A 24,749-nucleotide genomic window follows, 5' to 3' on the forward strand; every position below is an offset into this window, starting at 1 on the left:
ATGATGGAAAACTCTATGCAATAAGAGCTATTCCAGACAAATGAAATTATAATTTCCAGCATTTGATATGTCAACGGATTTATAAAATGAATAATTTTTCATGCCTCCATGGGTTGAAAATGGTTATACCAAAGCTTATCCCTTTTCTGTAAAGCCAGATAAGAAAATATCAGTTAAGAACGTAATGGATATTTACAGAGATTCTTATAAGAGATTCTTATAAGAATCTCTTATGAAGGCACTAAATTTGATTTAACAGTAGGCAAAGCAGCAGGACCTACACACTATAAAAAATAGAAAATTGCATAGCAAATAGAATACTATTCAAGGGGTACAGGCAGATTTTTGCAATTAAAAAGTTGCCTGTACCCCAAGAAGTAATGTTTAATTAGTTAAGATACCATTTCTTGCAGCAAACCCAACTAATGCTGTACTCTTACGAGATTCAATATCTAACTTGTCATATAAATTCATTAGAATATTACGAATATAACCTTCAGTAGAATCATACTTTTCTGCAATTTCCTTGCACGTAAGTCCTTTGGCAAGGAAATTGACTATAGCTATTTCTTTTTCTGTAAGCCTTTTTATTTTTTCCTCAAGCTCGTCCTTAAGTTTTTCTCTTTGCGGAGTCAGAACTCTGGATAAGGCAGTAGAATCAAAAATTTTCATACCATTATGACAACATTTGATGGCATTGATTAGTTCATCAATGCTAGCATCCTTAACTACATAGCCATCTGCTACTGCTATAATCTGCGAAAGAAAATCAGAGGATACTTCTGAAGTAAGAATAAGAACTTTTACTTCTGGATTTAGTGCCTTGAGGCGATTTGTGCATTCTATTCCATTCATAAGGGAAGTACGGTTTTTCTCATCAAAAAAATGAATGTCCATTAATACTACATCAGGCTTTACATCGGAATATGCTTTAATAGCATCTTCCGCAGTGTGACTGATATTAGCCACAAGAACTTCTGCTGTTTTTTCCAAAAGCAGTTTCATGCTTTCAGTAAGTATTTTGTGGTCATCGGCAAGCATAATCCTAATCATTAAGCAACACACTCCTTCATTGGCATTGTAACAAATATTTTGAATCCATCATTCTCTTCGGATTTGAATTCAATACTTCCGTATAAATTTTGAACCATATCTGTCATTCCTTTAAGTCCCAAACCTGAATTATTTATCACATTACATCCTCTGCCATCATCCAAAATAGTCAGCTGGATATTGTTTTGTTGAGTTCTTAAAAGAATTGTAATAGATGTTGCTTTACCGTGTTTGACAGCATTAGTCATTGCCTCCTGACATAAATTATAGAGAACATTTAACTGAAGCTGAGATAGTTCGTTAAATTCACCTTCAAAAGAATACTCAACATTCAACCCAGAGTTTTTTATAAAATTTCCTATAAGTAACTCTATATTCGAAAGTGGATGAAATTTACTATTTTCCATGTTGAGATCCTCTTCACTTTTAGCAATTTCACGAGCTATTTTTCTAACATCACTCATTGTATTTCGAATTATATCTCCAGCATTTTTTATCACAGATACTGCTTTTTGAGGCTCTGTCTCGATTGTAATAGTGCATACTTCCATTAGTCTTAGCAAAACAACTAAATTATGGCTCATTAGGTTATGTATTTCAGTTTCAAGTCTGCTTCGTTCTTTCCGAAGTACCAGTTCCCTGACAGTAGCAGCGTAATCAGACAATTGTTTATTCATAAATGTAAGCTTTTCATTTTTCTCCTGCAGCGTATCTAATAACTTTCTTAATTGAGTAATATCTTTAAATATAACAATAGTTCCAACATGGTGATTTTTAGCTTGTATAGCACTTACTTCTACGTCAAAGTGCCTATCTATAGATTTAAAGTACTTTTCTATGGTAACAGGGGCTTTTTCTTGAATAGATTTATCAATACTTTGTTCAAATTCTGAAAAATCAATATCTGCATTCCCTTCAGATGGAAAAATGTCCTTCAATGAAAGTTTATGAGCTTGGCCTAATCTTTCTGGTCTTAGAAAACAAATGTTGAAAGCAGTGTTGTTTTCAATGATAAACATTTTATAATCCATAGCCACAAAAGCTTCTTGAATATTGTCCATCATCATTTTAATAGCAAGCGGCATAATATTGAGGTAGCCATATTTAAATATGGCTACCCAGTAGCATATCATTGTAATTCCCATAGTGATAAGAGTATAATTTATGTTAACGGATATCAACTTAAAAGTAATTAAAATGTTTGTAACAAAAGGAACAAAACACCCTAGGAATATAAGCATAGACTGTTTGGATAAAACACCGCTGTCTTTTATACTTGAATAAATAAAAATTATATATGCTAAAACAAGCAATAAATAGGAATATAGCGTATGTAAATAGAAATATTCACCATATTGAGCATCTGTTGATATTGAAGAGTTATGAACAAACATCAGTTGGTGTATTGGGTTGGTCCAAAGGATTATAATGGATATTAAAGGTATCGCCAGAATAGACAAATGCAAAAGATGAAATTTAAAATCTTTATTTAAAAAAGAATATGCTGTCATAAAAAATGATGGAGGTACAAGGATAATACCCATATAACGAATGTTGTTAAATATGTATTGGCATAACGGATTATATGAATAAAAATAGTATAAGATATCTCCGGAAAACCATAGTGCCAATGCAGCCAAAAAGCTCAAAAATGTGAGGTGTACGGCTGTTTTGTGCTTTGTATCTATGATTCTGTAGATAAAATATATTACAAAAAACAAAGTTAGTATTACAAAGAAATAATCAATTCCTATTTTCATGATAATCTCCATTTTATTTAATTATGACTTTTTCGAATTAAAATGCAGCAATTTAGGCACGTAATATGTAATTTCTACTATCTGAAAAACTAGATCAATAAACTTAATGAATAGTTTTAGTCAAAAAATCAGCCAGAATGCACATAAACATTTTTAACATCACCATAAAATTGAAAGACTGCCTCGTCAGGTTCTAACTTATACGGTGAGATCCTATCAATCAGCATTTCACTTTGAAAAGTTATATCTGTTTCACTTTCGACACTAAATCCCTGATTCTGAAAATATATATCATTATCTTTCCCTACATCAACTTTATATGGTACCCCTTCCCTACTTTTTAATATACGAACTTTTTTATCGTGAGTTATTAGAATAAATTGTCCATCCTTATTAATCCTCAACTCAAACCAATTTGTCGACTTCCCACATTTGAATATAGTTAAATAGTCTTGTGGCAAAGTATCAATTTTTAATTGAAATTTTAAACAAAAACAGTGGTAATTGAAATATTTAAGTATTGGCGTTTCAAGAATATCAATATCTTTATCTATTTTGATATCCATCAAATCAATAGGCTGCCCATCAAAATCACTACCAAGACTATACAGCATTTTAGAAGGAGTACTTGATTTAACTGGTAAATTACTTGTAGCTATACTTATAGGTAGAACAGTATTTAAAGGATAAATTGTTGATGACTTGCTAGGTGTAGCCATTGGAATGAAACTTGATTTATCAGGTTTGTAAAAAACATACAAACATGATGTACCAAGGATTATAATAATGAGTATTGCAGTAATTATCCTCAAATATTTGCAAAAGACAGTATTTTTTAGAAATAAGAAATGATGTTTATTCTGGCTTCCTTTATTAATTATTAAATCTTTAGGAGTTTCAGTTGCCATTTCATTTATATACCGAGGAATAATTAAACTAAGCTGATCTCCAAACTGCATTAATAAATTATCAATATAAGTATACTCATTGTACATTTGTTGAGCTTCAATGATTTGTTCTTTAAAATCCTGAATTGCATTGAAACTTTCGTCATCTATAGGAGGCTTTTTGAAAAATACATAAATGTATTTGGGATTTTTACCTTCCTTGAGGTTTTCAACTGCTCTATAAAGTTCTTCCTTAGTATGAATACCCACTTTTTTATAGAACAGGCATAGTAAAATATCACATTCTAGTAATTTCTCGTTAAAACTATCCTGAACTCGATTTGAGTTAAAAGAATGCGTTAACTCTTCCCATTTTACTAAACTCAAATAAACTCCTTTATTAATATATTTATCACTTTCCTTACGTATAAAGTCTCCAATTTTAATTCTTTCTTCAGCAAATTCCTCAGAAGATGCAAGAAATATTTTTATTTTTTTCATTATACGATCCCTCTCCTTAATAAACTAAGCCATTAACCATTGCCATAGATTTCTGTTATTTTCCCTCATATAATTCATAGCAATTGCCAAATCAATTTTTCCGGCTACCGCATCCCCAAATTTTTCAGAAGTAGTACCAAGTAAAACTGGACAAAATCCTTGGATATCAAAGAATCTAAAATACGGCTTCCTTACCACCATATAAATAAACCTGTAACTGTTTTCAGTCATCCACCTATACATGCCGCGGAACAAGCAAACACTAATCTGCATTGATTCCAAATGATGACGATTACTGCCCGAAACAGCCAATCGAGTAATTTCAATGCCTCCTGTTTTATTGATATTTTCTGCTCCAAGCAATTCCTTAAATTCCCTGTTGATCATCCAGTCACTCTCAGACTTTAATATACGCATGCTTCCAAGTATATTTTTTTCATCAGGATCGCTGACACATATATATACAGCATCGTTATTGTCGTAAAAACTATCTTCATTTTCAATCCAATGCAATTCATCTATGTAAACTTTCTTTCTCATTTCAAGCATTTTTTCAAATTGATCACCATGGTTCTTATTAAGAATTTTAATTTTGAAAGGGTTATCAGTTATGGCAAATTGTCTTAGAAACTTGGATTGTTGTTCTTCATCATTGGTATTATCTGAGGGCTTTTGTTCTGACAAGATAACTTTCAAGTTTTCTTCCAGATTTGGTGCTGACAAAGATTTTCCCTCAACCCAACGTGTGCCATCGGTGATCAATCTTACTATGGTTCTGTCTCCAAGACCTTGTGTTTCATAATGTGATATGAGTGAATTAATATTTTTAAAGAAAAAATCAATTTGTTCCTGATTTTTTGCATCAACCATAATAATTATCTCGCCTTTGCCAATAGGAACTAAAAACTGCATTTGAGCATCATTCTTTTTACTAAAGCATTTTTCGATTCTTTGCTTTGTGCAATTGTACAAATCTTTTCCTAATTGACTAAATAAGGATGATGCAATAGCTACGCTACCAAAAGAGATTACGACAGATACAGGTGAAGACATTAAATAATCAACAAAGCTTTCAAACCCTTTTGTTTCTTTCGTAATAGAGGTTTCCACCTGAAACAAACTATTGATATCCTGTTTTTCATCATCTGTAAAATAGGTTGGATAAGTAATATTAATTTCATAAGTTTTATACATGTCCCAATCATCCTTTTCCATATAATATTAGCGGCGGAGTCTTCCTTCTTTTATACCCTTCCAGTAATGCTTTCCAAGTGATGTCAAACGACATGCACCGTTATTCATTGCTGCATCATACATGTGATCATAGTCAATAGGCTCAACAAGTCTCAATCGAGTGCATTTCTGCAGGTTTGCAAAACGAGTAGTCTTTTCCTTGATACAGTTAGCATAGGTAGGCTCATGTTCAGCATCCAAAATATAATTGCTATCTGCTGCTTCAAAATATCCCATAGTTGTTTTAAGTGTTTTTAAATCAATATGAGGTGGACAATCACGTAGTGAAATAAACCTTTTTACATTAGCTTTGAAAATCGGTCTTTGTCCTGTAGCAGCTCCCATTGATTCATCAATAAGTGCATATAAGTATCCAGGGGTTACATGACCAAGAATGTCGGCAGCCTCTCCTCTTAACCCGTCTAAAAGCTGCCTTGTGAACACACTGTTGCTCTTATCTTTTTCTATTTTGGATGTTTCAGTATGATGACAAGAAGAAAATATAATTGTTCCTTCTCCAATATGGCATGTATTCATTTCGCTTAAAGACGGATTTCCAAAGTTACCAGCATGGCAACAGTCAAGTATGACTATTTTGTTTTCAATTTTTGACTGATTAATATAATCAAGAATGTCTCTCATTGAAATTCCTTGATTATACTCTGTTTGGTCCATAGTTACTAGATAGCCTCCATTAGCATCAACAATTCCATGACCGGAAAAATAGAACAAGGCCATATTTACCTGACTTTTGAAGAGTTCTTGTATTTCCTTTTTTAACATGGGAAGATTGATATAATCTCTATCGGATGTCTTAAGGATAGTTTCAAAATTTGCTCCTTCGTTTTCATCTCCATGAAACCTTAAAATATCATTCATGGCTTTTGCATCATTAATACAACCATCCAGCTTGTTATTACCAGGATAATCATCAATACCTACAATTAATGCTAATCTCAATTCTGACATAGTAACCTCCCTTATTTAATTTTACATTTAAATAACTATTATTACCATATTATATTTATATTGGGTTTTATTCAAGTAGTTGTTACAAAATTATTAACATGTATGATGTTTGTCACATGAACCCATGATTATATACTGTGTATCAAATGACAACCATTACTATTATTTGGAATTTATATTTCGTATAATGTTTATCGAAGGCCTTCAAATTCTTATAAATTACTCAATAAAAAAGGAGGAACTTTTTTGACTATCAAAACTACACAAAATACTAATATCAATTTTATAGGTGCAACCAATACAGTTTCCGCTCCGCTGGAGTATATTTTTTAAAATGTGAGCAGTAAGGCTGTGAATCTTTAATCCAGAAATTAAAAATAAATAATTTGAGGTGATTAATTATGAGTGAAACATTAAAAGGAAATGAAATTATAAGTGAATTAAAAAAACAGGCAAATGAAATTCTTTCTACGTCTTTGGGCTCGAAAAAGCTTGAAAGTTTCTGTATAGGATCTTCAGGAAATCTGCCGTATTATTGGCAGGATCCTAGAAACCTTAGTTTTAACAAAAAGACATATGACTGGATAAATTCAAGTCTAAAAGCTAATTCGTATCCGCTGCAAACTGATCAACCCTTTACAAATCTCTTTTTACAAGCTTTTAGCAAAATATCTTATTTTCTTTCAAAAGCTGATATCGAAAAATTGAATAAGGCAAAGAGTGATGCAACCGATCAGCAAGGAAGCGTACTCAGGGCATGGGAAGAAGCTTTTGGAAGTTTTCCGGAAGGAACCGGGCAACCAATCGACAATATTTGTAGTGAAATTTGTACTAAATGGGCTAAACCATCAACAACACTGATAGATATACAAAACTCAGTGAATTTGTATAAATTGCTAAACTTGACTCCCGCCAGCGGCAAGCCCGTTATTGCGGTATTTGCAAATTGGCTTAATGCAATTAGTTCGGTCATTTCACTTGAAAACAGTACTACAATGAATAATGCATATAAAGAAATGGCACTTGCCGCACTTCAATCGGCAGGCAAAGATAATGGGGGCATGATATTGAATGACAGTGACACAACATATCACCCTGCATTTGCTGTATCAACGCCTTTAAGCGATATAATAAATGGGTTAAAGTCGTCAAACTCAATCAATCTGTCAATGACTGTAAAGCGTCATAATGAATCGGAGTTTCAGGTTAAAATAAATGGCGGTACTTCATTTAACATTCCTGTGCTGGATTTCATCAATATAAATGTAAGCGGTAATGCAAGCTATTTTGAGGATAAAATGGCAGTATCCGATACAAAGACGACTATTAATATGACATTCACTGGTGTTACACTGGTCAATTTCGGACCTGTACATTTTGATTTAGCTACGAAAAAGAACTGGTACTGGGAAGACCCGATTTCAAAATCTATTGAAAATGGCACTGGTGATGTATCTGGTTATAAGTTCGACCCTGATCCACATATTGATTTTTCTGCTTCAGGGCCTTTTGGATTTTTAACTGGAGCAGCTATAAGCAATTATCCAAGTATGGTCATAGAGATTCAGAGTTCTGAATACGAACAAATTGCTAAAACTTTTGAACAATCAGCTTCAGTTGGACTCACCTTCCTTGGGATTCCATTAGGAATTAGTGGAAGCGAATCATCCTATTCACATTCTGTGAAAAGCGATTCTTCCAGTTCAACAGTAACCATAGCATTAAATCCACCTCAAGAACTTATAGCAGGGACATCAACAGATTCAGTTGGTTGGATACTTGGAGTACAAAAAGACTATCCATTTTCTGATGAAAAAGTAACAACAAGAAAATCTTCACCAGACCAAGTCAGTCAGGGTTTAGATGTTATAATTAGTAGTATAGATTTAAATGGTGAAGTTGCACTAATAACAAATAATTCAACTTCAGATGTAAATATGACCGGTTGGAAACTTGTATCTGTTATAGGCAACCAGAATTACAATTTCCCAAATGGATTTATTTTAAAGGCCAGAGCATCAGTTAAAATTACATCTGGAAAATCTGCTTATGATAACGGATCCATTTCATTAAAATGGACTAACGCAAACATTTGGAACAATGATGCTGATACAGCAGAATTGTATGATAATAAAGGTAAGCTGATTTCTTTAATGACTATCTCAACACAAAAACAACTATAATGAACCTCATTTTTATTAACTAGCCTTTTTTCAAATGTTTCTTAATTAAGGCTGTTGAACTGAGGAAAACTCGTTTATGAATTAGTTTGATATATACAGCCATAGGACAATAATTTGGGTAATATTTGTCTTATGGCTGTATAATTCACGAATCATTTGATGAACTTTTCAGACATTTGTAAATTATAACTACAAACCCTAAGGAGGTCAAAGATATGAACGAACTAAAAATCAAGGATTTAACCCCAAAATGCTCAAATTACGGCAGCAGGCATGACCAAAGAATACTGGCAATAGTCAACCACATTACAGCAGGACAAAAATCCGGTGTAGAGAGTTGGTTTTGTAATCCCGCATCGAAAGTAAGTGCGCACATTATCTGGTTTGTAGGGATGGCACGGTAGTTAAGTTTGTAGATGAGGTAAATGCAGCATGGCATGCAGGTAAAGTCAACAAGCCTTCATCCAAGCTAGTGGTTTCAAAACCCAGCATTAATTGCCCGGGCAAAAATTTCCCTTTTGACAGCCTTATAAAGGACTTGGAAATGGTTTGTGACAAACCTATTACGAAGATCAAAAGAGTTATAATAAATATATAAACAAAAGCCGATATGCAGCAGACGTACCGACTTTTGGAATGGTTTTTTTATAATTGGATATTGATGCTTTTTTGAATGCTCTGAGGACGTGTCGGTCTACCCGGAGCATTTTACTTAAATTTTGCATTAACAACACAATGTTTAGTCTCCAGATATTGTAACAAAGTTAATAGACCAATGGCCCAATATAACACGATGGAAATGGATTTATATCTTGTATCTGTCCAAAGGAATAATGCTTTGTTGCGAATTGGGCTTGATATAAATACTCCAGTAAATATATTTCTCCGTTGGCAACGTTGCAAAGTATACCTGAAACACCTTGCCCGTTAATTAGAGACACCCCTACAGGCTGATTTATTAAAAACTGAAGTTTTTGCTGCCAAGGCATATGGAATCACCTCCCCTGTTAGCAGTATATTCAAATCAACATAAGATGTTACCGGTATAGAATCTCTTTAAAAATATGTTTAAATATTAGTTGCTCTTTTATGTGTCACTATTCGATCAACACTTGAGCCATTTGTGGATCAAGTAGCCATGTTTGCTGGCTGTTTGAATATCTCCAGTAATATACCAGAGACCCTAACTGATCTGCGTGAGACATTCCTGCAATGTCATCCATTGCCATCAATTTATATGGCACACTTCTATCGATTTTAATGGGATAAAGGTACGGCGAGTATAGGACAAACCCTTTATACGGCTTAATTAATGTCCCATCTTTATTGTAAACCACACCTTCATACACTTCTTTCCTATCGCTTACATCAAGAGTAATGGTTTGATTTAACACTTTACTGGTTATATCAACCTTGTAAAAATCCTTATAGATTACATCAAAACCCAGTGTTTTGGAAAGAGTATCATAGTCAAAAGGTGGTTTGTCGGGAGCAATAAGAAAAACTGCCTGATTATTTAAAAAAGAGACCATATAGTAAACAGCTCTAGCTCCTCCTAAAGGCAAGCTTATAAAAATATCCTCCACCATGTTGCCGGTGAAGTCTCCGAGAAAAATCCATGGAGCCGCACTGTAGTTATAATCAGGTGAAAGAGGTATCGTATATCTATATCCGGTCTTTCCATCATCAATGACTAGCATGAAATCACTATAAAAGGAATTTTGGTTCTTATTACCAGTCAAGTACACCTTATCTGGAATCAAATCGCCATTTACGTCTCCGACTTTCATATCAATTATCATAGGTTACTCCTCAAATAATGCTATATAATCACTACTGCATTATATGAAAGCTAAATAATATTAGTAACTGGCTTCCATAATTTAGTTTTTTCCTTCCATTACACAATCCTGATTTTACCTTGTGATTATGTTGGTACAGGAAAAAACTCCAAGTTTTTTAGTAATACATCTACATTTCCTATAAAGTTGTAGAAGTATGGTCTGAGTTTGTTATCTAATACCAGCAAGTATGTATTCCCTTGTTCTGGTAGCAAAATGAAAACTTCATCAACAGAATTGATGTTATAGTCATTAAGCCAATGGTTCTTTACCTGAACTGAGGGAGTTATTGGAATTCTTACTATATAGCCTTTCTCTGGAAAAGCTTTTACCTTAATATACATGCTTGATATCCCATTAAGGTAACTTATAGCTTCATTCTGTATTACTCTGGTGGAATGCACTTTTTTTATTACTTCACCTTTGGTAATGTCAAAAATCTCAATAGGTTTATTTGGAGTATCAAGTTCTTGTGCTGAAGCCAAAAAAGCTATAAGGCTGGTTTGATAGAATTGATTTGATAAACATACCAATGACTCATATTTGTTAGTAAGTTCCATGCTATGGTAATGGTTGTAGATGTTAACACAAAGAGAAATTGCTAACAATATAATTACACTAGCTTTTAGTAACTTTCTATTTATTATGATTAATACCATACTCAGCATAATCCCCCCTTATAATAGTCTAGTCTATTATATGGGTGTAGAAATTATTACCCTTCATATTAATGGTTACTTTCCAGAAAACGGGAAAACATGTACTTAACCTATAAAATCAGCAGGCATGTGCCAGAAGTAACGAAAAGTTCACGGCAAAGCAACTGTTTATAATTTTATATATAAAATGACTTTTTCCAGGGAAGACGCTGAATACATTCTTCAGGAGATAATCTCTACCTGACTAACCACGCCGGACCTAAAAATGCATATGGCGTACAGGAGTCAAAAGGGGTAATTGCAGACACCAATGTGTTTATTGACGCAAATACCAGAAAAGAACTCCAATCAATTTCATACAGTATTTTCAGCCAGTTTGACGCAATTAAAAAGGTATTGGAAATGAATTCCCACAGTGGTTTCCCTGATAGCCCGGGAAAAGTAAGCGGCATTTTGAATGCCGGTGGCAAAGCTCAGGCCTCAGCATCCCCGCAGAATTCGAGACAAAGGTTGAAAAGGAAAGCGATTGGGTTTATACAGTTACACTGACCCAATACTGGAATGCAAAAGACCTTCGTGGTCCAAATTCCAAAGGATCGGTGCTATTCTATTACTGGAAATACAGGGCTACTGTAGATAATGTTATTGAAATCGATTCGGGAGGGGACAACACACCCCTTATAATGAAATAATGACACATTTAAGCATTTTTGGGTAAGGAAGGTGATACCCACATGTCAACTAATAAAGAGGCCAATAGACTAATCCATGAGAAATCCCCATACTTACTGCAACATGCACATACCCCTGTAAACTGGTTCCATTGGGGTGATGAAGCTTTTTAAAAGCCAAGTTAGAAGATACATCAATCTTCCTTTCTATCGGCTACTCTACCTGCCATTGATGCGCATCCAAACTTACTAATTCTTGAAAAGCATTTTTATCATTACCTGCTAAATCTGAAAGTTCGAAATACCTGTCTAAAATAGTCATTATTTTTCCACCGTATCAATATTGATTCCTTCAGTATACTTATACCTTTAAGTAATATAAACCAATTACCTTTATAGTTTCAGGAGTTCTGCAATCGTTCCGCCTAGAACTTGTTCTCTAACATCAGTATTTTCACATGCTCTTTCAACAGCCAGTCTTGATGTTACCAAATCACCATATGGCATATCAACACCGAAAATACTTCTTTCTGGCAACTCCTGTATTGTCATCTTTAAGGCTATAGTAGTAAAAAAAGCGGACAAGTCCAGGTATATATTGGAATAGTATTTTGCCAACTTGATAGTATCCCTCCAATTCATTCCGCCCAAATGTCCGATAATTACTGGCACATAAGGATATTTCTTCGCAAGTGTTACGATATCTTTTATATCATTTAAAGCAAGCGGAAAGAATGCGTGTATCCATAGTGGTAAATTACCAAATTCAGTAGATGCCGAAAAAACAGCATCTAGTCCCTGTATTTGGCCCGAAGGTACTGTAAACTCTCCAAGCCCAACAAATTTCTTTGGTATAATATTATCTTGTATCCATGCACAGGTTTTTTCATAATTCAAACCTGTTGGTACTGCACCAAAACCTATAAATTTCGAGGGGTTTATTTGAATAACACTGTAGAGCTCATCCATCGCTTTTAATCTTGCATCAATAGCGTTTCGCTTTCCAGAGATTATTTCATCCAGAATACTCATTTCTTTGTCGAACTCTTCTGCTGAAGTTGTCAACTCTGGATGAATAGAAGTTGAGAATAAGACAGTTTTATCTACTCCAGCTTCATTCATACAAGCTATTTGCCTCTCAGTAGGCAATACTACATGGGAATGACCATCAATAACCATTTTACACTCCTTAAATTAGTTTGTTTGAATCATTATTTCACATATGAAATACTTCTGTAAAAAATTTTATTTGGTTAGATTCTCCTCTAACTTTATAAGTAATAAATTCAAAATATGTTGCTCTTCCAGAGAAAGACTTCCATAGCTTCTCATCAAAAAGTCCTTATATAAATCTTCCATCTCATTAAGAGTGTCCCTCCCCTTCTGAGTTAAGTACACTAACGTCTCCCTCATGTCATTTGAATTCTTTGAGGTTATAACCAATTTATCCCTTTCCATCCTTTTGATTATGCTTGTCATATTACTGGCTGCACATTTAACCTTCTGCACAAGTTCTGACATCCTCGCCCCACTCTCGGATATATTTCTCAACACACCAAATTGAACCCCCGTAACTGTAAAGCCTGATAAGGTGTTTGTAAAATCTTTAGAGGAAATATCAGAAATATTCTTTATTTTTAAATAAATACTTCTTAGAAGCTCATTATCCAATATAACACCACCATTTATTTCACATATGAAATATTTATTAATATTATATTATTCCATTATATCAATGTCAAATAATTTTTTGCACAAATTGAAATAATTGGAATAATATTAAAATAGAAGCATCCTTTATCATTAATATGTTTTTCTATAATTACTAATGAATTTGCCCCATTAGTACAACTTTTACCATTTGTAAAAGGGCTAGCTGATGAGGGAGAACTGGTATCTTTATACAAAGACTGGGATATTATCAGTTCAGACTCTCATATATTTGAAGATGAACATCCATGTATAGAAAAACATATACATGCATCTAATACAATTGTTGCAAGGAGAAAAGCATTAAATAAGCAATATATCTAAGCATCCGATATTCGACCTACAATTGGTATCATGTAAGCTATTAATAGCAAAATGTCCCAATAAGAGTTAGACCTGCAATTGATGGCGTAGGCATATTGTGATACACTTTTATTATAAGTGAAAATGGGAGCTGATTATCATGTTAAATACCTATGTTAGACCATTAAGAGATTTAAGAAATAATTACTCTGAAATTGCTAATATAGTCAAACAGCATAATCATGTAATTATAACAAATAACGGCCGAGGAGAAGCTGTTTTAATAGGCATCGAAGAATTTGCTGATTATGAAGAATACGTCCATAAAAAATATGTTCTATCAGAATTAAAAAAAGCAAAAGAACAAGCCAATGCACCAGAAACTAAATGGCTTTCTGAAAATGAATTTTGAAAAACTGTGAGTGAAGGTTTATGAGTTATTCTGTAAAGTTTCTTCCTATGGCGTTAAGTGATGTTCGAGATATAAAAATATATCTGTCTCAATATTACGAAAGCACAGCTGACTTTCCCAGTTAAGGCTTCAATTGCTTTTAAAATTTTCTCTTCAATAGATTATCAGTAGTCCTTTCATTGATAAAGTCAATATTTCTTTTGAAAAATAACCACAAATAGGAAATACACAACAGGCATAAAGATAATAGTTACAATTAGAAATTGTAATAGGGATATTCTTAATGAATAATGCAAAATAAAAGCTGCAAATATATACCAATAGGAAACCCAAAATGCAGTATGACCTGCCTTTGTATTAATAAAGATATTTCTCTCTTCATTTTCAAGCTCAATATTCTTTTTCATTTCAGGCTTTTTCTTAGCAAACTTATTGAGCACCAATGTGCCTATCCCTGTAGGAAGAAACCCTGCTGTTAAACCAGTCATAAGCCCTTTCTGGTATTCAAATATAAACCCTAATATTCCTGCAATTAAGCCTATAATAATAAATACCTGTGAATATAGTAGTTCCTTTTTAATATACTTTTCAATACTCATAATAACTCCTCCTCAAATACAAAAATATCTTCAATTGTCATTTTAAAAACTTTTGCAATTTTATATGCCAAAAATATGGATGGATTATATTTCCCATTTTCAAGGGATATGATTGTTTGCCTTGACACATTTACTTTATCTGCCAGATATTGCTGAGTAAAACCAGATTGCTCCCTTAAATCCTTTATTTTGTTTTTCAATCATAGATGCTCCTTTCTACTTCATGTATGTAAAGTTAGCTTTACATTATTAATATAATACAATTTAATCAGTATGTCAAGTTGGCTTTACATTCATTCTAATGAAGTTCGCAAATGAAGCAATATTGCCTTAACTGGAAATCATTTAGAGGTTACTGGCTTACTGGTGCCATGTAAGCTATTAACAGCAATTTTAAAATCAGCAAGCATACGCCAGAAGTAACGAAAAGTTCACAGCAAAGTAACTGTTTATAATTATTATATAATTTTTGTAACGTTTTATTAATTTCCCTAGTATAAATATGTGTTATTATTAAACATGGTTTATACTCCAAGAACAGGTGGTGAAAAGTAAATTGGACAATGACTGCATTCTGGTTTCCAATGTATTAAATGGGGACACAGACTCCTTTTCCTTACTTGTTTCAAAATACAGGGACAGTATTTTTAATTTTATATTTAAAATGGCTTTTTCTAAGGAAGACGCAGAAGACATTCTTCAGGAGGTCTTTATTAGAGTATATAATAACCTGTATAAATACGATAATAGATGGCATTTCTCCACCTGGCTTTACAGAATAGCCTTGAATGTGTTCAAAAGCCATTATGCGAAGAAGAAAAAGCAAAGAAACATAGATTATCAAGAGGTGCTGTCCTCACTTCCGGATAACCTAATTAATGACCCCGAACTAGTCTACGAAATAAAGGAACGCAATCTTGAAATACTAAAAATTCTCGACTCTCTGAAATTTGAAGATAAAACAATTTTGGTTTTAAAGCATATACAGGGTTTTTCGTACAGGGAAATAGCCGAAATACTTAAACTATCACCTGAAAATGTCCGCATAAAGGTCATGCGGGCTAAAAAGGTACTTTACAAGAAGTTTACTGAACATAGGGAGGTGTAATGGAAAATGGTGCAAAGATGTGATATTGAAGATTTAATTGATTACCTCGATGGCAAAATGGCTCCAGACGCCGCAAATGCAATGAAAGAGCATATAAAGAGATGTGAAAACTGCAAAAAAGCATATTATCTATTTTCTTTTTCAGACGGATTCATTAAATCACCATGTTTTGCAGGGAATTCCGCAGATAAAAACATTATGGCTTCAATAGACAAAAACCGTTATAAAAACAAAAAAACTTCGCTTTCAATTACTTTACAATACCACATGTTAAAACCCGTGCTGAAGCTAACAGCGGCTGTTTTTGTTTTATGTCTTCTTTTCTTTTCTGTAATTGTTTATAAATCCACATTAAAACCGCCGTATAACGACAAAATTGTGGTATCTTCTTCTACTCCAGAAGAACCCAATAATACCAATACTCCAATTGCAACCGAAAACAATATCGAAAGCATTTCAATAGACGATTTGAGAAAGAACCCCCACTTTCCCCCTGATGAATACGAGTTCAAAGAACTAACAGTGCCAGTTAATACCGATAAATTGTCAGCTCTAATCAATGCAAAAACTATAGTTGGCGACAAAAGTTACAAAGATGCAAAGAAAATTACTGCAATACTTGTAAGCCTGACCAACAAAACCCACCCCTATATTGCAGGCTCAAGTGTCGTTTTAAAGGATTACCCTGTATGGATTGTAACTTTTTACAACCTCCACCTGACTACCCACGGCGGGCCTAAAAATGCATATGGCGTACAGGAGTCAAAAGGGGTAATTGCAGACACCAATGTGTTTATTGACGCAAATACCGGAGAAGAACTTCAATCAATTTCATATAGTGTTTTCAGCCAGTCTGATGCAATAAAAAAGGTCTTGGAACTGAATTCCCACAGTGGTTTCCCAGATAGCCCAGGAAAAGTAAGCGGCATTTTGAATGCTGGTGGCAAAGCTCCAGGCCTCAGCATCCCTGCAGAATTCGAGACAAAGGTTGAAAAGGAAAGTGATTGGGTTTATACTATTACACTGACCCAATACTGGAATGCAAAAGACCTTCGAGGTCGGAATTCAAAAGGGCCGGTGCTATTCTATTACTGGAAATACAGGGTTACTGTAGATAATGTTGTTGAAATCGATTCAGGAGGAGACAACACACCCCTAATAATGAAATAATGACATATTTAAGCATTTTTATGGGCTGTTCTATTGATGAGACAGCCCTTTACATTTTTATTACTTGCTCAGCCAAAGATTTATTTAGTTTCACTATACCTAAAGCATTACCAAAAGGTTATAAATTTTATCTCCATGTTAGTGGAAGAATGTATCTGGGAAATAAACTTAATATTATGAACTTTCATGCTTTTGTTGAAGAAAGCCAAAACTTTAGTCGGGAAAATGGGAAAACATGTACTTACACTTTAAAATCAGAAGGTTTGGTTGAGTGCCTGTTGGTTTTTGGCTTCATTGATAAAAATAATAAGGAAGATTTGTATGCAATACAAATTTTCCCTGATGGAACAAAAAGTATTGAAAAAACAGATTAAGCTATTTCATTGAAAATCATTTAGAGGTTACTGGCTTACTGGTGTCACATAAGCTATTAACAGCAATTTTGAAAATCAGCAAGCATAGAATAAATTAACTGCCTATATTTTACAGCTATTTGTAATCCTTAACACACCAATACTTTTCTCCCTTAACAATTGTAAGTAGGTTATAAGTAGGTTCTTCTTCTCCTAATGAAGAAGCCCAGTAGAATTTGAGTTTAACTTTATAGGTATTTTCATTAATTTTTTCATTTTCCACAATTTCGTATTTATATGTTGAAGGGCTTGAGCCACCAATAATCCAAAAATTTTCTTCAGCCTTTCCCCATTTTTCAATTATCTTTTGTTTAAGTTCATCACATGAAACTGCATATTGATAAACACCATTTCTTTTACTTTCACTTTTTGCCCACAATTCAACTGCTTGAGAACGACTTGTAGCTCCAAATTCATCTAGTACCTGTTTAAACAAATAAACTTGTGCTTTAATTTGTTGGAATTTTACTGGATTTATCTCAGGGTCTTTATTAATATCTCTATTTGCGTATGTGCCTATTGGAATTATAAGCAATAATAAGACAAAAATACATGAAAAATATTTGTAAATGCTTTTCATTCTTTTTCACTCCTTTGAGTTTATATTGCCCATTTAAACTTCTTAGTAATTTGGTTGTTAAAGGCAATCGACTTTATACCCTATTTTATTTGAATACATAATTGCTTTCTTTCAAATAATAGTTTGGTGGTAAATATAAATAATACTTTACTATAAAAAGCCAACATACTAAAAAATTATGAAAGGAAGGTGATGCCCACATGTCAACTAATAAACAAGCCAATAGACTAATCCATGAGAAATCCCCATACCTGTTACAACATGCTTATAACCCTGTAAACTGGTTTCCTTGGAGTGATGAAGCTTTTCAGAAAGCCAAGTCAGAAGATAAGCCAATCTTCCTTTCCATCGGTTATTCCACTTGTCATTGGTGTCATGTTATGGAAAAGGAATCCTTTGAAGATAAAGAAGTCGCAGACGCGCTAAACAAGAACTTTATATCCATAAAAGTAGATAGAGAGGAACGTCCGGATATTGACCATATATACATGAATGTTTGTCAGGCACTTACAGGACATGGTGGCTGGCCGCTGACAATTTTCATGTCTCCTGATAAAAAACCATTCTTTGCAGGAACTTACTTTCCCAAAAACAACAGAATGGGAATGCCTGGCTTGCTTACGGTTTTAGAAAGCGTACATGACGCGTGGGTCAGCAATCGGGATATCTTAACAAGATCAAGCGAACAGATACTTAATGCTTTAAGCGACCGGAATGACATTTTGGAACCCGACTCCGAAGAAGAGCTGTCCGAAGATATTTTTTATGAAGCGTTCTCCGAATTTAAATATGATTTTGACAATAATTATGGAGGCTTCGGAAGTGCACCGAAATTCCCCACACCGCATAATTTGTTTTTTCTACTCCGCTATTGGTACAATACCAAAGATGAATATGCTTTGAAGATGGTTGAAAAAACTCTGGAATCTATGCATAAGGGTGGAATATATGATCACATTGGCTTTGGGTTTAGCCGTTATTCAACTGACAGGAAATGGCTGATTCCCCATTTTGAAAAAATGCTTTATGACAACGCTCTTCTAGCCATAGCATATTTGGAAGTATATCAGGCAACAAAAAAAAGTGAATATGCTGATATAGCAAAAGAAATCTTTACCTATGTTTTAAGAGACATGACCTCTAATGAAGGGGGATTTTACTCCGCTGAGGATGCTGATTCTGAAGGTGAAGAAGGAAAATTCTATATTTGGTCTGCTAATGAAGTAAAAACCGTTCTTGGCAACAAGGATGGCGAAAAATATTGTAAATTATATGACATAACTGCACATGGCAATTTTGAAGGATTTAATATACCAAATTTAATCAAGGGAAACATTGCGCAAGAAGATGATGGATTTATAGAGGAGTGCAGAAAAAAACTGTTTGAATTCAGAGAAAAAAGAGTACACCCCTATAAAGACGATAAAATCCTCACTTCATGGAATGGGCTGATGATTGCAGCTATGGCATTTGGCGGAAGAGTTTTGGGTGTAGACAAATATACAAAAGCCGCAGAAAAAGCCGTTGATTTCATATTCTCAAAGCTTATTTCAAGCGATGGAAGACTACTTGCACGTTATCGTGACGGAGATTCAGCTTTTCCTGCCTATGTTGACGATTATGCCTTTTTAATATGGGGGCTTATTGAACTCTATGAGACAACTTATAAGCCAATATACTTAAAACGGTCATTAAAACTTAATGACGACCTCATTAAGTACTTTTGGGACGAAACCAATGGTGGACTTTTTCATTATGGAAGTGACAGCGAGCAGTTAATAACAAGGCCAAAGGAAATCTATGATGGAGCAACACCTTCTGGTAATTCAGTTGCAACAATGAATTTCTTAAGGCTTGCCCGACTTACAGGACAGGCTGAATTGGAAGAAAAAGCCTATAACCAGTTTGCCACATTTGGAAGAAGTATCGAACGCTTTGCGAGGGGACATTCATTTTTCCTGTCTGCACTGCTATTTGCAAAATCAAAATCAAAGGAAGTAGTAATTGTGGGCAATGAAAATTTGGAAGAAAGCAGCATGGTAAGCATTATCAGAGAAGACTTCCGGCCATTTACACTATCCATGTTCTATTCCAATAAGCATACAGATCTTATAGATCTTGCCCCATTTATCGAAAACTATAAGACAGTCGAGGGAAAAACAACAGCGTATGTCTGCGAAAACTTTGCATGCCAGGCACCAATTACAGATAACTCACTGTTTAGAAATGCTATTTCAAGTTAAATTTGAAGTATTTCAAAAATCTCAATATTATATGAAAACAAAAATTTATAAAACGCCTCTTCATATAAAAAATGCAAGAGGCGTTTTTTAATTTAAGTAATTGACAAAGCAAATATCAAAAACCAGCTAAGTTAAATGCTCTGACACTTTGATGGCAACATTTATCGCTCTACACGTATAACATTTTCAACCTTAATAACATCACTTTCACATTCTATATCAGCAATAGCCTTCATAACCGATTGTTCCTTTGCAGGATGTGTTACAAAAATCAGAGGAGCTACACCCTTTAGCCTATCCTTTTGTATAACCGATGCAATACTCACATCATATTTTCCAAACAATCCGGCAATTTTTGCAAGAACTCCGGGCTTGTCCTTCACTGTAAGCCTTATAAAGAATTCTGTTTCCCAGTCGTTGTTAAAGCTATAGTTTGGTTTACCGTCTCCATCATTATAAAAATTAATACCAGTATGCCTATCCCTGTTTTTCCATGCTGTTATTATGTCCGACACAATAGCACTTCCGGTTGGCAGGTCACCTGCACCTCTTCCATATAGCATTATATTGCCGACAGCGTCTCCCTTTATAAAAACAGCATTGAATGAATCCCGAATTGAAGCCAATGGATGGTCTAAAGGTATGAAAGTAGGATGGACCCGAACTTCTACCTTGTCATTGGTTCTCTTCGCAATTCCCAAAAGCTTGATTGTATAACCTAATTCTCTTCCATATACTATATCGTCTACAGATATTTTTGTTATACCCTCTCTATAAATATTATCAATACTTACCCTAGAATGAAATGCCATTGATGCCATTATGGACAATTTGTACATTGCATCAAATCCCTCAATATCTGATGTAGGGTCTGGCTCAGCATACCCCAATTCCTGGGCCTCTTTAAGTACATCTCCAAAATCCCGGCCTTCCTCAGACATTTTGGTAAATATATAATTTGTCGTACCATTAATTATTCCCATAATTTCTTTTATGTTATTTGCCTGGAGCGACTCACCAATCACCTTTATTACAGGGATACCACCTGCAACACTAGCCTCATAGTATAAACCTACTCCATTTTCTTCTGCCGCCTTCTGAAGTTCCGGCCAATGTCTTGCAATTAACTCCTTATTAGCTGTAACAACCGTCTTTTTATTTTTAAGACAAGACAGGATATATTGCTTAGCAGGCTCTACCCCACCCATAAATTCCGCCACTATTGAGATGTCCGGATTATTTATAATATCATCTATATTATCAGTTATTAAGGATTGATCTATTTCGACCTCCCTTTTCTTCTTGGAATTACGTACAAGTATTTTTTCTACTTTTAAATTAATTCCCTCACTTTTGGTAATTGAACTTCCATTATCCCTGATTATTCTATATGCACCGGTTCCCACGTTTCCAAAACCCAGGAATCCTACCTTGACTTCAAACATCAATAACGCCTCCCAATAATTAATGGTAAATTAATAGTGTGCTTTATTATATTTACCCAACTTTATTCCTCTCTAATCCGAAGGCTAAAGTTTTAGATATTCGTTTAATTATACAATTTCCTACCTTTATTTAGCAAGTAGATGATATAATAGATGTTGGCAAAAAGTTTAAATTTAACCACAAAAGTGGCATGTCAAACATATAAATGTTACAAGGAGAAATAACATGGGAAAATACTTTTATGATATCCATTGTCATGCAATAAATATGAGCCATCCGAATTTTCTTGCGTTTATAAAACGTTTTGAAGATCCACTTTTTCAAGATGCTGACAAATTCCTGAAAAAAAACAGGCTTAAAACTTTACTTGGAGTTAATTATGCATTATTTAATTTCCTATTCTTCAAAAAACTCAATAAGGAAAACTTGATGGCACTTTTAAGCAAAGCAGGCCTTGGAGATGTTACAGCCTACCCAAGAAATCTTCTCGCTGCAATGGAAAACGATGCTGCAAGCTTGTTTATGCTTATGGAAGAGTGTATTTTAAATCATGTTATGAAAAATGGGAAAATCATTATTGATGATAAAGAATATGACAAGGTGATTCTTACGCCGTTAATTATGGACTTTGGAAGCAAAACTGCATCATACAGAGACCTTCACTATAATAGGACACCTGTAAAAAAACCTGTTGTTGAACAAACGATTGATGTTTTGAATGGAATAAAAAACTATAATGAACAATCTACAAACAAACTATTTGAAATATATCCGTTTATGGGAATCAATCCAAAGAATTATGAATTAACTGAAATTGAGCACATGTTGGATATGTATTTCAGTGACTATAATGGAAGTCATGAAACCCTGTTATCCAACATGGGAGTTTTTGACGGCGATATGCATAATGTACGGAGCAACACTTTCGCTGGAATAAAAGTTTATCCGCTTATGGGCTTTGACCCCTGGCCAAATGACAGTAAAGAGCTTGAAAAAGTTGAGCTGATTTACAGCCGATGTATGGAGAAGAACATACCAATCACTTCTCACTGTAGTGACGAAGGATTTTCTATAGTTAGTCAGGAGGAATCAGAGAACTTTACCACACCTGCAAAATGGGACAAGGTATTGAATAAATATAATAAATTGAAATTGAACCTTGCCCACTTAGGGAAACAGGACAACTCTGTCCAATGGCAAAAAGGAGTCATTGAGCTTATTTTAAAATATGATAATGTCTATAGCGATATTTCGTATAGAGCAATTACCGATGATTTCTATAAAAACCTGAAGAGTGTATTGGAGAATCTCAAAGAGCCCTCTCATATAAATAAGTTAAAGGAAAGATTGTTATTTGGCTCAGACTTCATGATTAATCTACTTAAAATAGGCTCATATTGCGAATTTTATAATATATTTGTCTCAACTTCATACTTTGATTCAAATGAGAAAAACCTTTTTTGCTCAACAAATCCTGAACAATTTCTCTTTTCCTAAGGATTCAACAGTGTAAAAGTGAGGATATGAAAACGCATTAAAACATAATAATTATGTTTAAGACTGCTGAAAATTCCTCAAACAAAAAACTTTTCATAGCTTGAGACAGTGTTTTAATTATGGTATATAATTAGTGAGAAACATCTACATAATACATTTGAAAGGGGGCTCTATCATTGAATTATAAAAAAATCTCCGACTTTCCTCAGTATAGGAATAGGATTATAGGCTATTTCAACGCAAGGATTTTTCGTTTAGAAGATCTGAATGCAGAATTATTATATATTAAATTTGAGAAATGTTCTTTTGTAATACCCGATTTTCCTCCTGGTAACTTAGATCTATGGCTTAGATACCAAGCTCATATTTTTTTATTAGATGAATTGAAAAATAGGAGTGATATATTCTACAAGCTATATATTGAACTTATATATAATTTTAATCCTTTTTATAAAAAAGCAGAGTTTGAGCATTATAAAATACATTTTCCCGAGCAGCTTTTTTTTAATTTGGAATTTTCTACAGCCTCACTAAGGACTTTGGTATCTGAAGCAGGATATCCAAACAGAGTGCTATGCTATTGTTTTAAATATCTTTTAACGGAATGGCCCTCAATAAGGATAGCAAATGAGCTGAGCACTTCACAATTAGATGAAGCACTGGATTTATTAAAAAAAGAATACTCAGAAGAATCAGGAATACATAAGCTTTTTATTGACTACATGTTTCTGCCGCTGCGAAAATCACTAAATTCAACATTAAATGATTGCATCCAACAATATGGAAGTGATAATGAAAGCTTTTTACAGATTACCAAGCATATTTTGAATACCAGAATCGGTTCAACAAAACTAGAAGACTACTTTGGAGCAAAAGAACATCCAAAGCGGGCTCATATGGTATCAGTATGGTGCGAAAGGGTCAAAAAAACTCTCATAAGAAAAACGGTCGCTTTTTTAAAAGACCAGCGATATTACATAAAAGCATAATAGGAGGTGGATTATAAATGAATATTACTAAAAAAACTTGCCCTGAACCTTCCGTAATCAAAAAATACTACACTATGGAGCTTGAAGAGAATGAACTCAACGAGATCGAAGAACATTTTTCACATTGCACAGAGTGTCTAATAAATTATTCTTACTATGAAGAGTTTATAGAGCAAATAACACTATCTGCTGCTGTACAAAAGGAGCTTTGGTCAAATTCAAATGCTGATAGCTTTACAGTTGCTGTTGCCGAAGGTTATAATGATACAGTAACTTCAGAAATCAAATCAAAGGATGGGAAGTATATTCTTAAACTAATTCCCTACATTGATGAAAGTCATAAGGCACTGCTTGCTATTGAACTGGCAAATGTTAGTATACAAGGATCAATAAGAGTAGACTTAATAGATTCTACAGGCTCTGTTTTGATAGGTATTCAGCAAATTAGTGATGAAAATCAGGTTTGTTTTGAGGTTGACTCCAATATTAATCTTAGAAATATTATAATAACTAATAACTAAT

At 33.9% G+C, this 24,749-nt stretch carries 26 protein-coding genes and 1 pseudogene; 13 read left to right on the plus strand and 14 right to left on the minus strand.

The window, feature by feature from the left end:
* Positions 1-384 precede the first annotated feature (384 nt).
* The 5 genes from ACECE_RS0215465 to ACECE_RS0215485 all read right to left on the minus strand — a co-directional run bounded on the left by ACECE_RS0215465 (position 385) and on the right by ACECE_RS0215485 (position 6,403).
* Positions 385-1,053, minus strand: a complete 669-nt coding sequence (locus ACECE_RS0215465) for a response regulator transcription factor (protein WP_010248861.1) — start codon at positions 1,051-1,053, stop codon at positions 385-387.
* On the minus strand, positions 1,053-2,813 hold the full coding sequence (locus ACECE_RS32100) for a histidine kinase N-terminal 7TM domain-containing protein (protein WP_010248863.1): 1,761 nt from the start codon (positions 2,811-2,813) through the stop codon (positions 1,053-1,055). The genes ACECE_RS0215465 and ACECE_RS32100 overlap by 1 nt, the downstream gene beginning before the upstream one ends.
* Before the next feature lie 128 nt (positions 2,814-2,941).
* Complete coding sequence (locus tag ACECE_RS0215475; protein WP_010248865.1) at positions 2,942-4,201, minus strand: hypothetical protein; 1,260 nt, start codon at positions 4,199-4,201, stop codon at positions 2,942-2,944.
* Positions 4,202-4,225: 24 nt separating this feature from the next.
* Positions 4,226-5,416: an acyl-homoserine-lactone synthase gene (locus ACECE_RS0215480; protein WP_010248867.1), complete on the minus strand. Its 1,191-nt coding sequence runs from the start codon at positions 5,414-5,416 to the stop codon at positions 4,226-4,228.
* 6 nt (positions 5,417-5,422) lie between these two features.
* A complete protein-coding gene (locus ACECE_RS0215485; protein ID WP_010248869.1) occupies positions 5,423-6,403 on the minus strand; it encodes a caspase family protein in 981 nt (326 codons plus the stop codon).
* A gap of 401 nt (positions 6,404-6,804) precedes the next feature.
* Here ACECE_RS0215485 and ACECE_RS0215495 point away from each other — a divergent pair, with 401 nt between their 5' ends.
* From ACECE_RS0215495 to ACECE_RS32380, 3 genes are all read left to right on the plus strand, one after another.
* A complete protein-coding gene (locus tag ACECE_RS0215495) occupies positions 6,805-8,586 on the plus strand; it encodes a lamin tail domain-containing protein (protein WP_010248871.1) in 1,782 nt (593 codons plus the stop codon).
* A 215-nt stretch (positions 8,587-8,801) separates the two neighbouring features.
* The gene (locus ACECE_RS0215500; RefSeq protein WP_010248872.1) at positions 8,802-8,990 is read left to right on the plus strand and encodes a hypothetical protein; all 189 of its coding nucleotides are present in this window, start codon (positions 8,802-8,804) and stop codon (positions 8,988-8,990) included.
* Positions 8,966-9,184, plus strand: coding sequence for a hypothetical protein (locus ACECE_RS32380; protein WP_407636669.1), 219 nt, complete (start codon positions 8,966-8,968; stop codon positions 9,182-9,184). The genes ACECE_RS0215500 and ACECE_RS32380 overlap by 25 nt, the downstream gene beginning before the upstream one ends.
* Positions 9,185-9,350: 166 nt before the next feature.
* Here ACECE_RS32380 and ACECE_RS0215505 read toward each other — a convergent pair whose 3' ends face one another.
* The 3 genes from ACECE_RS0215505 to ACECE_RS0215515 form a co-directional block, all read right to left on the minus strand.
* Positions 9,351-9,575, minus strand: coding sequence for a hypothetical protein (locus ACECE_RS0215505; RefSeq protein WP_010248873.1), 225 nt, complete (start codon positions 9,573-9,575; stop codon positions 9,351-9,353).
* A 108-nt stretch (positions 9,576-9,683) separates the two neighbouring features.
* A complete protein-coding gene (locus ACECE_RS27760) occupies positions 9,684-10,388 on the minus strand; it encodes a hypothetical protein (protein WP_010248876.1) in 705 nt (234 codons plus the stop codon).
* Between the two features lie 125 nt (positions 10,389-10,513).
* Complete coding sequence (locus ACECE_RS0215515; protein ID WP_010248878.1) at positions 10,514-11,086, minus strand: hypothetical protein; 573 nt, start codon at positions 11,084-11,086, stop codon at positions 10,514-10,516.
* Positions 11,087-11,398: 312 nt separating this feature from the next.
* On the opposite strand from ACECE_RS0215515, the gene ACECE_RS0215520 reads away from it, so the two are divergent.
* Both ACECE_RS0215520 and ACECE_RS30260 read left to right on the plus strand, forming a co-directional pair.
* Positions 11,399-11,635: a hypothetical protein gene (locus ACECE_RS0215520; protein WP_010248880.1), complete on the plus strand. Its 237-nt coding sequence runs from the start codon at positions 11,399-11,401 to the stop codon at positions 11,633-11,635.
* Positions 11,636-11,820: 185 nt separating this feature from the next.
* Positions 11,821-11,987, plus strand: a pseudogene (locus ACECE_RS30260) (DUF255 domain-containing protein); the annotation flags it as partial.
* 163 nt (positions 11,988-12,150) lie between these two features.
* On the opposite strand, the gene ACECE_RS0215530 reads toward ACECE_RS30260, so the two are convergent.
* Together ACECE_RS0215530 and ACECE_RS0215535 are read right to left on the minus strand one after the other, a co-directional pair.
* Positions 12,151-12,936 carry an amidohydrolase family protein gene (locus tag ACECE_RS0215530; RefSeq protein WP_010248884.1) on the minus strand — a complete coding sequence of 262 codons (786 nt, stop codon included), beginning with the start codon at positions 12,934-12,936 and terminating at the stop codon, positions 12,151-12,153.
* Positions 12,937-13,002: 66 nt separating this feature from the next.
* A complete protein-coding gene (locus ACECE_RS0215535) occupies positions 13,003-13,428 on the minus strand; it encodes a MarR family winged helix-turn-helix transcriptional regulator (RefSeq protein WP_010248886.1) in 426 nt (141 codons plus the stop codon).
* 502 nt (positions 13,429-13,930) lie between these two features.
* Between ACECE_RS0215535 and ACECE_RS0215540 the strand changes: the two genes are divergently transcribed.
* Positions 13,931-14,182, plus strand: a complete 252-nt coding sequence (locus ACECE_RS0215540) for a type II toxin-antitoxin system prevent-host-death family antitoxin (protein WP_010248888.1) — start codon at positions 13,931-13,933, stop codon at positions 14,180-14,182.
* A 188-nt stretch (positions 14,183-14,370) separates the two neighbouring features.
* Here the strand turns inward: ACECE_RS0215540 and ACECE_RS0215545 are convergent, their stop codons facing one another.
* Together ACECE_RS0215545 and ACECE_RS0215550 are read right to left on the minus strand one after the other, a co-directional pair.
* Positions 14,371-14,781, minus strand: a complete 411-nt coding sequence (locus tag ACECE_RS0215545; RefSeq protein WP_010248890.1) for a hypothetical protein — start codon at positions 14,779-14,781, stop codon at positions 14,371-14,373.
* Positions 14,778-14,981 carry a helix-turn-helix transcriptional regulator gene (locus ACECE_RS0215550; RefSeq protein WP_010248891.1) on the minus strand — a complete coding sequence of 68 codons (204 nt, stop codon included), beginning with the start codon at positions 14,979-14,981 and terminating at the stop codon, positions 14,778-14,780. Before ACECE_RS0215550 ends, ACECE_RS0215545 begins: the two co-directional genes overlap by 4 nt.
* A 356-nt stretch (positions 14,982-15,337) precedes the next feature.
* Here ACECE_RS0215550 and ACECE_RS0215555 point away from each other — a divergent pair, with 356 nt between their 5' ends.
* Genes ACECE_RS0215555 through ACECE_RS32640 form a run of 3 tightly spaced genes read left to right on the plus strand, consistent with a single transcriptional unit; the run spans position 15,338 to position 17,433 of the window.
* The gene (locus ACECE_RS0215555) at positions 15,338-15,889 is read left to right on the plus strand and encodes an RNA polymerase sigma factor (protein WP_010248894.1); all 552 of its coding nucleotides are present in this window, start codon (positions 15,338-15,340) and stop codon (positions 15,887-15,889) included.
* Positions 15,890-15,898: 9 nt separating this feature from the next.
* Positions 15,899-17,059: a zf-HC2 domain-containing protein gene (locus tag ACECE_RS0215560; protein WP_162862559.1), complete on the plus strand. Its 1,161-nt coding sequence runs from the start codon at positions 15,899-15,901 to the stop codon at positions 17,057-17,059.
* Positions 17,059-17,433, plus strand: coding sequence for a hypothetical protein (locus ACECE_RS32640; RefSeq protein ID WP_010248899.1), 375 nt, complete (start codon positions 17,059-17,061; stop codon positions 17,431-17,433). Before ACECE_RS0215560 ends, ACECE_RS32640 begins: the two co-directional genes overlap by 1 nt.
* 115 nt (positions 17,434-17,548) lie before the next feature.
* Here the strand turns inward: ACECE_RS32640 and ACECE_RS0215570 are convergent, their stop codons facing one another.
* Complete coding sequence (locus tag ACECE_RS0215570; RefSeq protein ID WP_010248901.1) at positions 17,549-18,052, minus strand: hypothetical protein; 504 nt, start codon at positions 18,050-18,052, stop codon at positions 17,549-17,551.
* Positions 18,053-18,252: 200 nt separating this feature from the next.
* Here ACECE_RS0215570 and ACECE_RS0215575 point away from each other — a divergent pair, with 200 nt between their 5' ends.
* A complete protein-coding gene (locus ACECE_RS0215575; RefSeq protein ID WP_010248903.1) occupies positions 18,253-20,295 on the plus strand; it encodes a thioredoxin domain-containing protein in 2,043 nt (680 codons plus the stop codon).
* A 161-nt stretch (positions 20,296-20,456) separates the two neighbouring features.
* Here ACECE_RS0215575 and ACECE_RS0215580 read toward each other — a convergent pair whose 3' ends face one another.
* On the minus strand, positions 20,457-21,740 hold the full coding sequence (locus ACECE_RS0215580) for a homoserine dehydrogenase (protein WP_010248905.1): 1,284 nt from the start codon (positions 21,738-21,740) through the stop codon (positions 20,457-20,459).
* Positions 21,741-21,966: 226 nt separating this feature from the next.
* On the opposite strand from ACECE_RS0215580, the gene ACECE_RS0215585 reads away from it, so the two are divergent.
* The 3 genes from ACECE_RS0215585 to ACECE_RS0215595 all read left to right on the plus strand — a co-directional run bounded on the left by ACECE_RS0215585 (position 21,967) and on the right by ACECE_RS0215595 (position 24,748).
* Positions 21,967-23,238, plus strand: a complete 1,272-nt coding sequence (locus ACECE_RS0215585) for an amidohydrolase family protein (protein ID WP_010248908.1) — start codon at positions 21,967-21,969, stop codon at positions 23,236-23,238.
* A gap of 176 nt (positions 23,239-23,414) precedes the next feature.
* Positions 23,415-24,227, plus strand: coding sequence for a hypothetical protein (locus ACECE_RS0215590; RefSeq protein ID WP_010248909.1), 813 nt, complete (start codon positions 23,415-23,417; stop codon positions 24,225-24,227).
* A 17-nt stretch (positions 24,228-24,244) separates the two neighbouring features.
* Positions 24,245-24,748, plus strand: coding sequence for a hypothetical protein (locus tag ACECE_RS0215595; protein WP_010248911.1), 504 nt, complete (start codon positions 24,245-24,247; stop codon positions 24,746-24,748).
* The last annotated feature ends 1 nt before the right edge of the window (position 24,749 follow it).

Origin of the sequence: Acetivibrio cellulolyticus CD2 (genome assembly GCF_000179595.2) — a bacterium.
Taxonomy (GTDB): Bacteria; Bacillota; Clostridia; order Acetivibrionales; family Acetivibrionaceae; genus Acetivibrio; species Acetivibrio cellulolyticus.

Bases quoted from the DNA above. Each gene is read 5' to 3' on its own strand.
- ACECE_RS0215495 (WP_010248871.1), top strand. From the start codon at position 6,805: ATGAGTGAAACATTAAAAGGAAATGAAATTATAAGTGAATTAAAAAAA.
- ACECE_RS0215505 (WP_010248873.1), bottom strand. From the start codon at position 9,575: ATGCCTTGGCAGCAAAAACTTCAGTTTTTAATAAATCAGCCTGTAGGG.
- ACECE_RS0215575 (WP_010248903.1), top strand. From the start codon at position 18,253: ATGTCAACTAATAAACAAGCCAATAGACTAATCCATGAGAAATCCCCA.
- ACECE_RS0215540 (WP_010248888.1), top strand. From the start codon at position 13,931: ATGTTAAATACCTATGTTAGACCATTAAGAGATTTAAGAAATAATTAC.
- ACECE_RS0215580 (WP_010248905.1), bottom strand. From the start codon at position 21,740: ATGTTTGAAGTCAAGGTAGGATTCCTGGGTTTTGGAAACGTGGGAACC.
- ACECE_RS0215500 (WP_010248872.1), top strand. From the start codon at position 8,802: ATGAACGAACTAAAAATCAAGGATTTAACCCCAAAATGCTCAAATTAC.
- ACECE_RS32100 (WP_010248863.1), bottom strand. From the start codon at position 2,813: ATGAAAATAGGAATTGATTATTTCTTTGTAATACTAACTTTGTTTTTT.
- ACECE_RS32640 (WP_010248899.1), top strand. From the start codon at position 17,059: ATGACATATTTAAGCATTTTTATGGGCTGTTCTATTGATGAGACAGCC.
- ACECE_RS0215545 (WP_010248890.1), bottom strand. From the start codon at position 14,781: ATGAGTATTGAAAAGTATATTAAAAAGGAACTACTATATTCACAGGTA.
- ACECE_RS0215570 (WP_010248901.1), bottom strand. From the start codon at position 18,052: ATGAAAAGCATTTACAAATATTTTTCATGTATTTTTGTCTTATTATTG.
- ACECE_RS27760 (WP_010248876.1), bottom strand. From the start codon at position 10,388: ATGATAATTGATATGAAAGTCGGAGACGTAAATGGCGATTTGATTCCA.
- ACECE_RS0215465 (WP_010248861.1), bottom strand. From the start codon at position 1,053: ATGATTAGGATTATGCTTGCCGATGACCACAAAATACTTACTGAAAGC.
- ACECE_RS0215530 (WP_010248884.1), bottom strand. From the start codon at position 12,936: ATGGTTATTGATGGTCATTCCCATGTAGTATTGCCTACTGAGAGGCAA.
- ACECE_RS0215595 (WP_010248911.1), top strand. From the start codon at position 24,245: ATGAATATTACTAAAAAAACTTGCCCTGAACCTTCCGTAATCAAAAAA.
- ACECE_RS0215475 (WP_010248865.1), bottom strand. From the start codon at position 4,201: ATGAAAAAAATAAAAATATTTCTTGCATCTTCTGAGGAATTTGCTGAA.
- ACECE_RS0215485 (WP_010248869.1), bottom strand. From the start codon at position 6,403: ATGTCAGAATTGAGATTAGCATTAATTGTAGGTATTGATGATTATCCT.
- ACECE_RS0215515 (WP_010248878.1), bottom strand. From the start codon at position 11,086: ATGGTATTAATCATAATAAATAGAAAGTTACTAAAAGCTAGTGTAATT.
- ACECE_RS0215480 (WP_010248867.1), bottom strand. From the start codon at position 5,416: ATGGAAAAGGATGATTGGGACATGTATAAAACTTATGAAATTAATATT.
- ACECE_RS0215585 (WP_010248908.1), top strand. From the start codon at position 21,967: ATGGGAAAATACTTTTATGATATCCATTGTCATGCAATAAATATGAGC.